At 74.8% G+C, this 11228-nt stretch carries 8 protein-coding genes; 7 read left to right on the top strand and 1 reads right to left on the bottom strand.

Going from position 1 to position 11228, the window contains the following annotated elements; all coding sequences use genetic code 11:
• The 6 genes from infB to AB0E83_RS33635 form a co-directional block, all read left to right on the top strand.
• Nucleotides 1-2081, top strand: a 2081-nt coding sequence (infB, locus tag AB0E83_RS33660; protein WP_362120337.1) for a translation initiation factor IF-2, incomplete at its 5' end; no start/stop codon positions are given.
• Between the two features lie 139 nt (nucleotides 2082-2220).
• Nucleotides 2221-2514 carry a DUF503 domain-containing protein gene (locus AB0E83_RS33655; RefSeq protein ID WP_031008504.1) on the top strand — a complete coding sequence of 98 codons (294 nt, stop codon included), beginning with the start codon at nucleotides 2221-2223 and terminating at the stop codon, nucleotides 2512-2514.
• Nucleotides 2515-2543: 29 nt separating this feature from the next.
• Nucleotides 2544-2984 (top strand): 30S ribosome-binding factor RbfA, encoded by a 441-nt coding sequence (gene rbfA, locus AB0E83_RS33650; protein WP_362120335.1) that lies wholly within the window; start codon nucleotides 2544-2546, stop codon nucleotides 2982-2984.
• Nucleotides 2981-3880, top strand: coding sequence for a tRNA pseudouridine(55) synthase TruB (truB, locus tag AB0E83_RS33645; protein WP_362120333.1), 900 nt, complete (start codon nucleotides 2981-2983; stop codon nucleotides 3878-3880). The genes rbfA and truB overlap by 4 nt, the downstream gene beginning before the upstream one ends.
• Nucleotides 3881-4035: 155 nt before the next feature.
• Nucleotides 4036-7551, top strand: a complete 3516-nt coding sequence (locus AB0E83_RS33640; RefSeq protein ID WP_362120331.1) for a serine protease — start codon at nucleotides 4036-4038, stop codon at nucleotides 7549-7551.
• 50 nt (nucleotides 7552-7601) lie between these two features.
• Nucleotides 7602-8564: a bifunctional riboflavin kinase/FAD synthetase gene (locus tag AB0E83_RS33635; RefSeq protein WP_362120329.1), complete on the top strand. Its 963-nt coding sequence runs from the start codon at nucleotides 7602-7604 to the stop codon at nucleotides 8562-8564.
• Nucleotides 8565-8568: 4 nt separating this feature from the next.
• Here AB0E83_RS33635 and AB0E83_RS33630 read toward each other — a convergent pair whose 3' ends face one another.
• Nucleotides 8569-9837, bottom strand: a complete 1269-nt coding sequence (locus AB0E83_RS33630; RefSeq protein ID WP_362120327.1) for a cytochrome P450 — start codon at nucleotides 9835-9837, stop codon at nucleotides 8569-8571.
• Nucleotides 9838-9840: 3 nt separating this feature from the next.
• Between AB0E83_RS33630 and AB0E83_RS33625 the strand changes: the two genes are divergently transcribed.
• Nucleotides 9841-11157, top strand: coding sequence for a type III polyketide synthase (locus AB0E83_RS33625; RefSeq protein ID WP_362120325.1), 1317 nt, complete (start codon nucleotides 9841-9843; stop codon nucleotides 11155-11157).
• Nucleotides 11158-11228 lie beyond the last annotated feature (71 nt).

The following is an 11228-nucleotide window of genomic DNA, read 5'->3' as shown; positions in this document are numbered from 1 at the left end:
GTCCCGGCGGCGGTGGCGGCGGCTTCGCCGGCCGTCCCGGCGGTCCCGGTGGCGGCGGCGGTCGCCCGGGTGGTCCCGGCGGCGGTGGCGGCGGCTTCGGCGGTCGTCCCGGCGGCTTCGGCGGCCGTCCCGGCGGCCCGGGTGGCCGTGGTGGCACGCAGGGCGCCTTCGGCCGTCCCGGCGGTCCCGCGCGTCGCGGTCGCAAGTCGAAGCGGCAGAGGCGCCAGGAGTACGAGGCCATGCAGGCCCCGTCCGTGGGCGGCGTGATGCTGCCTCGCGGCAACGGCGACACCATTCGCCTGTCGCGCGGTGCGTCCCTCACCGACTTCGCGGAGAAGATCGGCGCCAACCCGGCGTCGCTCGTCGCGGTCATGATGAACCTCGGCGAGATGGTCACGGCCACGCAGTCCGTCTCCGACGAGACGCTGCAGCTCCTCGGCGACGAGATGAACTACACGGTTCAGATCGTCTCCCCCGAGGAGGAGGACCGCGAGCTGCTGGAGTCCTTCGACCTCGAGTTCGGTGAGAACGAGGGCGGCGAAGAGGCCCTGGTCGCCCGTCCGCCGGTCGTGACCGTCATGGGTCACGTCGACCACGGAAAGACCCGCCTCCTCGACGCCATCCGCAAGACCAACGTGGTCGCGGGCGAGGCCGGTGGCATCACCCAGCACATCGGTGCCTACCAGGTCGCGACCGAGGTCAACGACGAAGAGCGCAAGATCACCTTCATCGACACCCCGGGTCACGAGGCGTTCACCGCCATGCGTGCCCGCGGTGCGAAGTCGACCGACATCGCGATCCTCGTGGTGGCGGCCAACGACGGTGTGATGCCCCAGACGATCGAGGCGCTCAACCACGCCAAGGCGGCCGAGGTCCCGATCGTCGTCGCGGTCAACAAGATCGACGTCGAGGGCGCGGACCCCGTCAAGGTCCGCGGTCAGCTGACCGAGTTCGGCCTGGTCGCGGAGGAGTACGGCGGCGACACGATGTTCGTCGACATCTCCGCCAAGCAGGGCCTGAACATCGACAAGCTGCTCGAGGCGGTCGTCCTGACCGCCGACGCCGCCCTGGACCTCCGGGCCAACCCGGACCAGGACGCGCAGGGCATCGCCATCGAGTCGCACCTCGACCGCGGTCGCGGTGCCGTCTCGACGGTCCTGGTCCAGCGCGGAACGCTGCGCATCGGCGACACCATCGTCGCCGGCGACGCGTACGGCCGCGTCCGGGCCATGCTCGACGACAAGGGCAACAACGTGGAGGAGGCGACCCCGTCGACCCCCGTCCTCGTCCTGGGTCTCACCAACGTCCCGGGTGCCGGTGACAACTTCCTCGTCGTCGACGAGGACCGCACCGCCCGCCAGATCGCCGAGAAGCGTGCCGCCCGCGAGCGGAACGCGGCCTTCGCCAAGCGCGTCCGCCGCGTGTCGCTGGAGGACCTGGACAAGGTGCTCAAGGCCGGCGAGATCCAGCAGCTGAACCTGATCATCAAGGGTGACGCGTCTGGTTCCGTCGAGGCCCTGGAGTCCTCCCTGCTCCAGCTGGACGTCGGCGAGGAGGTCGACATCCGCGTCCTGCACCGCGGCGTGGGTGCCGTCACCGAGTCGGACATCGACCTGGCGATGGGCTCCGACGCCATCGTGATCGGCTTCAACGTGCGCGCCGCCGGGCGCGCGCAGCAGATGGCCGAGCGCGAGGGCGTGGACGTCCGGTACTACTCGGTCATCTACCAGGCGATCGAGGAGATCGAGGCGGCCCTCAAGGGCATGCTCAAGCCGGAGTACGAGGAGGTCGAGCTCGGCACCGCGGAGATCCGCGAGGTCTTCCGCTCCTCCAAGCTCGGCAACATCGCCGGTGTCCTCATCCGCTCCGGCGAGGTCAAGCGCAACACCAAGGCGCGCCTCATCCGCGACGGCAAGGTCATCGCCGAGAACCTCAACATCGAGGGTCTGCGTCGCTTCAAGGACGACGTCACCGAGATCCGCGAGGGCTTCGAGGGTGGTATCAACCTCGGAAACTTCAACGACATCAAGGTCGACGACGTCATCGCGACGTACGAGATGCGCGAGAAGCCGCGCGCGTAACACGCGGTGAAGTGCCGGGGCCGGTCGGCGGGGATTATTTCCGTCGATCGGCCCCGGCCGTTCCGTGTACGGTTTCGGTGTCCCCGTCCAGCCGTTGGCGGGGCCACTGACCCCGAACCGGCGGGACATCCGGACACACATGTATGTGGGGACTCTGTCCTTCGACCTGCTCCTCGGCGACGTCCATTCGCTCAAGGAGAAACGCTCCCTCGTGAAGCCGATCGTCGCCGAGCTCCAGCGGAAGTTCTCGGTGAGCGTGGCGGAGGTGAGCGGCCAGAACCTCCACCGGAGGGCCGAGATCGGCGTCGCGATGGTGTCGGGGGACCTCGGACACCTCAACGGCGTCCTCGACCGCTGCGAGCGGCTGGTGGCCGCCCGGCCCGAGGTGGAGCTGCTCTCGGTGCGCCGAAGGCTCCACACTGATGAAGACTGAACGAGCAAGGCAAAGAAGGAGACGGACCAGTGGCCGACAACGCGCGGGCGAAGAAACTGGCGGACCTCATCCGGGAGGTGGTCGCCGAGAAGCTGCAGCGCGGCATCAAGGACCCGCGCCTGGGCACGCACGTGACCATCACGGACACCCGCGTCACCGGTGACCTGCGGGAGGCGACGGTCTTCTACACGGTCTACGGCGACGAGGAGGACCGGGCGAGCGCCGCGGCCGGCCTGGAGAGCGCCAAGGGCATCCTCCGTTCGGCCGTCGGCCGGGCGGCCGGGACCAAGTTCACCCCGACCCTGTCCTTCGTGGCCGACGCCCTCCCGGAGAACGCCCGGACGATCGAGGACCTCCTCGACAAGGCGCGCGCCTCCGACGCGCAGGTGCGCCAGGCGTCCTCCGGCGCCACCTTCGCGGGCGACGCCGACCCGTACAAGAAGCAGGGCGAGGACGACACCGCCGAATGAGCACCGCAGGGAACACGCCCGACGGCCTCGTCATCGTCGACAAGCCGTCGGGCTTCACTTCGCACGACGTCGTGGCCAAGATGCGGGGGATCGCGAAGACCCGCCGCGTCGGCCACGCCGGCACGCTCGACCCCATGGCCACGGGCGTCCTCGTCCTCGGCGTGGAGCGGGCCACCAAGCTCCTCGGCCACCTCGCGCTGACCGAGAAGGAGTACCTGGGCACCATCCGTCTGGGCCAGACCACGGTCACCGACGACGCCGAGGGCGAGATCACGGCGTCGGTCGACGCGTCGAAGGTCACCCGCGAGCAGATCGACGTGGGGGTCGCGGAGCTGACCGGGGACATCATGCAGGTCCCCTCCAAGGTCTCCGCGATCAAGATCGACGGAAAGCGGTCCTACGCGCGCGTGCGCGGCGGCGAGGAGTTCGAGATCCCGGCCCGGCCGGTCACCGTCTCCTCCTTCCGGGTGTACGACGTCCGCGAGGAGACCGCCGAGGACGGTACCCCCGTCGTCGACCTGGTCGTCTCGGTGGTCTGCTCCTCCGGCACGTACATCCGGGCGCTGGCCCGGGACCTCGGCGCCGGACTCGGCGTCGGCGGCCACCTCACCGCGCTGCGGCGCACCCGGGTCGGCCCGTACAAGCTGGACGGCGCCCGGACCCTCGACCAGCTCCAGGAGGAGCTGACCGTGATGCCGGTCGCCGAGGCCGCGGCGGCGGCGTTCCCGCGCTGGGACGTCGACGCCAAGCGGGCCCGGCTGCTGCTCAACGGGGTGCGTCTGGAGATGCCGGAGTACCCCAAGGGGCCGGTCGCGGTCTTCGGGCCGGACGGGAAGCTGCTCGCCCTGGTGGAGGACCAGCGGGGCAAGGCGAAGAGCCTGGCCGTCTTCGGCTGAGCCGCCGGACCGGAGGGCGGGTGCGCACGGCGCGCCCGCCCTTCGGCGTTTCTTCACCCCATCGGGGAAGCGCTCGGAGTGAATCGGGGGGTGAGAGGGGGCGCGTTCGCCCGACAGGGCTCACCGGTGATCACCGTCGACCTACCCTCCCCACCATGGGACGCGGGGACCTGGCGGAGCCGGTGGGGCTGGTACGGATCTGCGATCTGGCGGGCCGGCCGCGCGGCACCGGATTCCTCGCCGACCACGAGGGCACCCTCGTCACCAGCCACGAGGCCGTCGACGGGCTCGCGCGCGTCGTGCTGCACGCCCCCGGCGAGCGGACCCGGCTCGCCGAGGCCGACGCCGTCACCCCCTTCCCCGCCCACAACCTCGCGGTGATCCGCACCGAGGGCCTCGGCGTGGGCCCCCTGCCGCTCGCCACCCGCCCGGCCGTCGAACCCGGCACGTACGTCCGGATCGCCGCGCACGGCTGGCGCGAGGCCCGCGTCCTCGGGCCCGCCGCCGTCACGTACGCCGCCGCCGGCCGCCTCCACGTCCTCGCCGACGCCCTCGAACTCGCCATCGGCACCGACGGCGCCGAGGCGCTGCGGCCCGGCGGCCCGGCCGCCGGCGGCCCCGTCCTCGACAGCGCCACCGGCACCGTCCTCGGCGTCGTCGGCACCGCCCTCCAGGGCGACCCGCGCGCCGCCGGGCACGCCGTCCCGATCCGCCCGGACGGCCCCCTCGGCGCCCTCCTGCGCCGCAACGCCGCCACGGTCCCCGCCCACGGCCCCGACCTCAACCTCGCCGCCGTCCTCGAACTCACCGCCCCCACGGCCCTGCCCGCCCGCGACCCGTCCCCCTGGCCCGCCCCCGTCGCCCGTCCGGCCGCCGCCCGCGTCCTGACCCGCTTCGCCGCCCCGGAGGAGCCCGGCGCCGGCGCCGTGCCCGTGCTCACCGTCGTCGGCGAGCCCGGCAGCGGCCGCACCACCCTGCTCGGCGCGGTCTGCGAGGAGCGGGCCCGGGGCGCCGCGCCCGCGCCGACCGTCCGGCTGCGGGGCGCCGACCTGCACGACGGGGACGGCTCGGTCGCCGAGGCCGTCGGGCGGGCCCTGCGGCGGGCCGCGCGGATCGCCGCCGCCTCCGGCGCCGCCGGCGGCACCGTCACCCCCGAACGCGCCGCCGGCCTCGCCCGGGAGGCCGGCCGGCCGCTCCTCGTCGTCCTCGACGGCCCCGAGGAGATGCCCCCGCTCCTCGCCCACCGGCTCGCCGCCTGGACCCGCGCCACCGAGGACTGGCTGCGCGCCCACGGAGCCCGGCTGGTGCTCGCCTGCCGCCCCGAGTACGGGGAGGGGGCCGCGGCCCTGTGGAGCGCCGCCCCCGCCGTCCTGCCGCTCGGCGACCTCACCGAGGCCGAGGCCGCGGCCGTCCGCCGGGGGTACGGGATCGGGGACGACGACCTCGCCGCGGCGGACGCCCGCCACCCGCTCGCCCTGCGGCTGCTCGCCGAGGTGCGGGCCGCGCTCCCCGGCGAGGTGCCCGGCCGGCCCGACCGCGCCGCGATCCTCACCGCCCACCTCGACCTGATGTGCCTGCGGATCGCCGTCCGGATCGCCGCGGACCTCCGCCCCCTGCCCACCGGCTCCGCCGTCCGGCGGCTCGCCGCCCGCGTCACCGGCCAGGTCCACGAGGCCGCCCGGCGCTGCCTGGGCCCCGGCCACGGCCTCCTCGACCGCGCCTCCTTCGAGGAGCTGTTCCCCTGGCGGGAGGGCTGGGCCCCGGCCGTCCTCACCGAGGGCCTGCTCGTCCCGGCCGGCGCCGGCTACCGCTTCGCCCACGAGGAGGTGGCCGACTGGCTCCAGGCCGCCCACCTCGACCTGGACACGGCCCTCCACACCCTCGTCCACCGCCGGCCCGAGGCCGACCCCGAACGGCTCCCGGCCCAGGAGGCCGCCCACCCGCCGGAGGAGGCACCGGCGGCCGGGCCGGAGCCGGGGGCCGGCGCGCCGCGCGGCCGGGGACGGCGGGGGCGGGCCGCGGCCGGGAGCGGCGCCCCGGAGGCGGACCGGGCCCCCGCGTACCTGCCCGTGCCCCGGCACCGCGTCGGGCCCGTCCTCCAGGCCCTCCTGCTGGCGCACCGGGAGGGCGGGCCCGCGGCCCTGGCCCCCCGGCTCGCCGGACTCCTCGACGCCCTGGCGGGCTTCCGGGACGAGGACCCCGAGGACGCCGTGTGGTGGGCGGGCGCGCTGCTCGCGCGGACGCTCGCCGGGGTCGACGACCCGCGCCCGTACCTGCCCGTGCTGCGGCGGCTCGCCGACCGGGTGGGGGAGGGCGCCGCCCGGCCCGGGGCCTTCGACGCCTTCGGGGCGGAGTGGTGGCGGGGGCTGGCCGTCGGGGAGGACGAGCGCCTCGACCTCCTGCGCCGCCTCGTCACCGCCGACCCGCCGGCCACGGAGGACGGGACCGGCCCCGCGCGGTTCCTCGACGCCGTCGAGGAGCTGCTCGCCGCCCGGCCCCGGGAGATCCAGCCACTGCTCTGCCGGTGGTTCACGGACGGCCGGGCGCTGCCCTCGCGGCCGTACGCCACCGTCGCCACCACCGCCCAGGAGCTGCTGCACGCCCACCGGGGGGCCGCCGTCGACGACCTGTGCGAGGCCCTGGCCGGCGCCGCGCACCCGCTCGCCGAGGGGCTGCTCGGCGCGCTCGTCGACGACGAGCCGGCGGCGCTCGCCCGGGCCGTGGACCGGTGGGCGCACGACGACGGGCGGCCCGAACGGCGGCTGACCGCCGCCCTCTACGGCAGCCTCCTCGCCGCCCGGCGGCCGGGCGACCGGGACCGGGGGCCGCTGCGGTACGCGGCGACCGCGCTGCTCGCCCGCCCCGGCGACCGCCGGCTGCACGGTGCCGCCCTGGGGATGCTCGTCCGCGACCCGCACGTCCGGGCCCTGTACCTGTCCCGCGCCCTCGCCGACCCCCGGGTGCCGGCCGACGCGCTCGTCGAGGCGCTGCCCGACCACCCCGACGCCGTCCTCGGCGCCCTCCGCGAGCGGCTGGAGACGGGCCGGGACCCGGGCGGCGTGCTGCGGGCCCTCGCCGTCGTCGACGCCCCCGCCCTCACCCGCCGGATCGCCGTCCTGGTCCGGGAGCACGCCGCCCGCCACCCCGAGGGCGCCGGACACGCCGCCGCCTACGCCGACCTGCGGTTCGAGGAGGGGCCGACCGCGCGGGCCGTGCTCTTCCCGCTGGTCGCCGGGCTGATCCGGACGGGGTCCGCCGCCGTCCGGTGCGCCCTCGCGCCCGTCCTCGCCGCCCCCGGCACCGGCGCCTCCCGCCATCTGCGGGCCGAACTCCTCGACGTCCTCCTCGACCACGAGACGCACGAGACCCACGAGACCCACGGGACGCACGGCACGCACGGGAGCCGCGCGGTGGCGGACGCGCTGCTGACCGCCGCCGCCGAGGGCGCCGTCCGCCGTCCGGCCGGGCGCACCCGCGCCCTGCTGGACCGGACCGCCGCCCTCCACGCCCGCGAGCCGGGCGGCGCGGCCCACCGCGACCGGCTGCTCGCCGCGCTCGCCGCCGACCACCCGGCCTTCGCCGCCCTGCTCGCCGAGACCGTGCCCGCGCCGCGCGGACCCGGACATGCCCATGCCGATGCGGACCGACGGGCCCGGGCATGGCAGTCTTAGACCTGCGTAATGGGCGTACAGGGCGAACAGGCGGACGAGGAGCGGTCACAGTGCAGCGCTGGCGTGGCTTGGAGGACATCCCCCAGGACTGGGGGCGCAGCGTCGTCACCATCGGCTCCTACGACGGGGTGCACCGCGGACACCAGCTGATCATCGGACGGGCCGTCGAGCGCGCCCGGGAACTGGGCGTCCCCGCCGTCGTGGTGACCTTCGACCCGCACCCCTCCGAGGTGGTGCGCCCCGGCAGCCACCCGCCGCTGCTCGCCCCGCACCACCGGCGCGCCGAGCTGATGGCCGACCTGGGCGTGGACGCGGTCCTGGTGCTGCCGTTCACCGCCGAGTTCTCGCAGCTGTCGCCGGCCGACTTCATCGTCAAGGTGCTCGTCGACAAGCTGCACGCCCGGACCGTCATCGAGGGCCCCAACTTCCGCTTCGGCCACCGGGCCGCGGGCACCGTGGAGTACCTCACCGAGCTGGGCGCCACCTACGACTACGACGTCGAGGTGATCGACCTGTACGTCAGCGGCGCGGCCGGCGGCGGGCAGCCCTTCTCCTCCACCCTCACCCGCCGGCTGGTCGCCGAGGGCGACGTGGCCGGCGCCGCCGAGATCCTCGGCCGCCCGCACCGCGTCGAGGGCATCGTCGTGCGCGGCGCGCAGCGCGGCCGCGAACTGGGCTTCCCCACGGCCAACGTGGAGACCCTGCCGCACACCGCGATCCCCGCCGACGGCGTCTACGCCGGCTGGCTGACGGCGGACGGCGAGCGGATGCCGGCGGCGATCTCCGTCGGCACCAACCCGCAGTTCGACGGCACCGAGCGGACGGTGGAGGCGTACGCGATCGACCGCGAGGGCCTCGACCTGTACGGTCTCCACGTCACCGTCGACTTCCTCGCCTACGTGCGCGGCATGCTCAAGTTCGACACCCTCGACGACCTGCTGGCGGCCATGGCCGCCGACGTCGAGAAGTGCCGTGCCCTGACCGCCGAGTACGACGCCGCCGCGGGGGAGTGACCCGTCACCAGGTGACGTACAGCTCCCGCGGGCCCCGGATCAGGCCCCGGGACTGGAAGGGCACGTCCTCGGGACGGCCCGCGAGCCGCAGCTCCGGGTAGCGGGCCAGGAGCGTGGAGAGCATCACCTCGGACTCCATCCGGGTCAGCATCGCGCCCATGCAGTGGTGCGGTCCGTGGCCGAAGGAGACGTGCCCGGTGCCGGTGCGGTCGAAGTCGAGGGCGTCCGGGTCGGCGAAGACCTCCGGGTCCCGGTTGGCCGCCAGGTAGGAGGCGTACACCGCCTCGCCCGCCCGGATCAGCACCCCGCCGACCTCGACGTCCTCGGTCGCGATCCGGGGCAGCCCGACGCCGTTGCGGTGCGGGATCCACCGCAGCAGCTCGTCCACGGCCTGCGGCAGCAGCTCCGGCTCGGCCCGCAGCCGGGCGAGCAGGTCCGGACGGGTGAGCAGCACGTAGACCATGTTGGCGCTGTTGTTGCGGACCGCGTGGGCGCCGCTGATCAGGATCGCCATGGCGAGCGAGACCGCCTCGTCGGAGCTGATCCGGCCCTCCGCGAGCGACTCGGCGAGCTCCCCGGCCAGGTCCTCCCGCGGCTCCCGGCGGCGGTCCTCCAGCAGCCGGGTGACGTAGCCGTGGATCTGCGCCTTGGCGGCGCGGCTGCCCTCCGGGCCGGGGCCCGAGGAGAGGATCAGGTCCGGCCAGGAGGCCAGCTCGGCCCGGTCCCCGTCGGGGATCCCCAGCAGGTCGCAGACGACCGCCATCGGCAGCGGCCCGTGCAGGTGCTTCATCAGGTCGGCGGGCCGCCCGGCCTCCTCCATGGCGTCGAGGAGCCGGTCGCAGGACGCCTGCGCCAGGGGCCGCAGCCGCTGGGTGCCGCGGCCGGTGAAGGTCTTGGTCACCGCCTTGCGCAGCCGGGTGTGGTACGGCGGGTCGGCGTAGTTCAGGGCCGCCTTCGAGGCCACCATGTGGCCGGTCATCGTGGTGACCTGCCGGTCGAGCAGGGCCGTCCGGCTGAACCTGGGATCGGAGGTGACGGACCGTACGTCGGCGTACCGGGTGACCAGCCACGCCTCGTTCTCGGCGGCGAACGGCAGCCGGATCCGGGCGACCGGCTCCTTCGCGAGCAGCTCGGACAGGAGCGGGTCGAAGTCGAGGGCGGGCAGGTCGTCGACGGCCCAGTCGCGGACCGGGGGAGCGGGCCGGCCGGCGGGGCAGCCCGCCGGGGCGGAGCCGGACGGGGGAGGTCCGGACGTCAGCGGTTCGGAGGTCATGCGGTGGCTCTTCCCGGCGACGGGCGGACGCGACACGCCGGACGCCGCACAGCCCCTCGTACGGCCGAGCCCCGCACCGCCCCGGTCATCACCCTCCGTGACCGATCGGACGCGCTCGCGGTTGCGGGCTCGGGATCACGGGGTGAGTGTGGGCCGCAGTTCGCCGATCGAGAAGAAGGAGCGAGTGCCGTGGTGACCTTGTGCAAACCCGCGGTGGCCGTGCCGGAGCACGTGATCACGATGGAGGAGACGCTCGACCTCGCCCGTTCCCGCCACGCCGACCATCCCCAACTCCCCCTGGCGCTGCGGCTGATCGGCAACACCGGTGTCGCCAAGCGGCACATCGTGCAGCCCATCGAGAAGACCCTGGCGCATCCGGGCTTCCAGGAACGCAACGAGCTGTACGAGGCCGAGGCCAAGGCCCGGGTGCCCGCCGTCGTCGAGGAGGCCCTGGGCAACGCGGGCCTGCGCCCCGCGGACATCGACATGATCGTCTACGTGTCGTGCACGGGCTTCATGATGCCCTCGCTCACCGCCTGGATGATCAACACCATGGGCTTCCCCAGCCACACCCGGCAGCTGCCCGTCGCCCAGCTCGGCTGCGCCGCCGGCGGGGCCGCGATCAACCGGGCGCACGACTTCTGCACCGCCTACCCGGACGCCAACGTCCTCATCGTGGCCTGCGAGTTCTGCTCGCTCTGCTACCAGCCGACCGACCTCGGCGTCGGCTCGCTGCTCTCCAACGGCCTCTTCGGCGACGCCGTCGCCGCCGCCGTGGTCCGCGGCCGGGGCGGCAGCGGCATCTCCCTGGAGCGCAACAACTCCCACCTGGTGCCCGACACCGAGGACTGGATCGCCTACAGCGTCCGCGCCACCGGCTTCCACTTCCTGCTCGACAAGCGGGTGCCCACCACGATGGAGCCGCTGGCCCCCGCCCTCCGCGAGATCGCCGGCGCGCACGGCTGGGACGCCGGGAACCTCGACTTCTACATCATCCACGCCGGCGGGCCGCGGATCCTGGACGACCTCAGCCTCTTCCTCGAAGTCCCGCCGGAGGCCTTCCGGTTCAGCCGGGCCACCCTCACGGAGTACGGGAACATCGCCAGCGCCGTCGTCCTCGACGCGGTCCGGCGGCTCTTCGAGGAGGGCGGGCAGCCGGAGGGCGCCCGCGGCATCCTCGCCGGCTTCGGCCCCGGCATCACCGCCGAGATGTGCCTGGGCCGCTGGACCACCGCCGCCCACCCGGCCGAACCGCCGCTCAGCGCCCGCCGGATCGTCGGCTACTCGCCGCGCTTCCGGGCCGCCGGCACCCGGGCCTGACGGCCCGCGCCCGTCCCGCCCCCCACCCGCCCGGCTCCGTGCCCGGGCGGGTCACCCCCCACCCCGCCAAG

The sequence above is a fragment of the Streptomyces sp. NPDC035033 genome, assembly GCF_040636735.1.
Taxonomy (GTDB): domain Bacteria; phylum Actinomycetota; class Actinomycetes; order Streptomycetales; family Streptomycetaceae; genus Streptomyces.
This window is presented reverse-complemented; position numbering and strand designations above follow the sequence as displayed.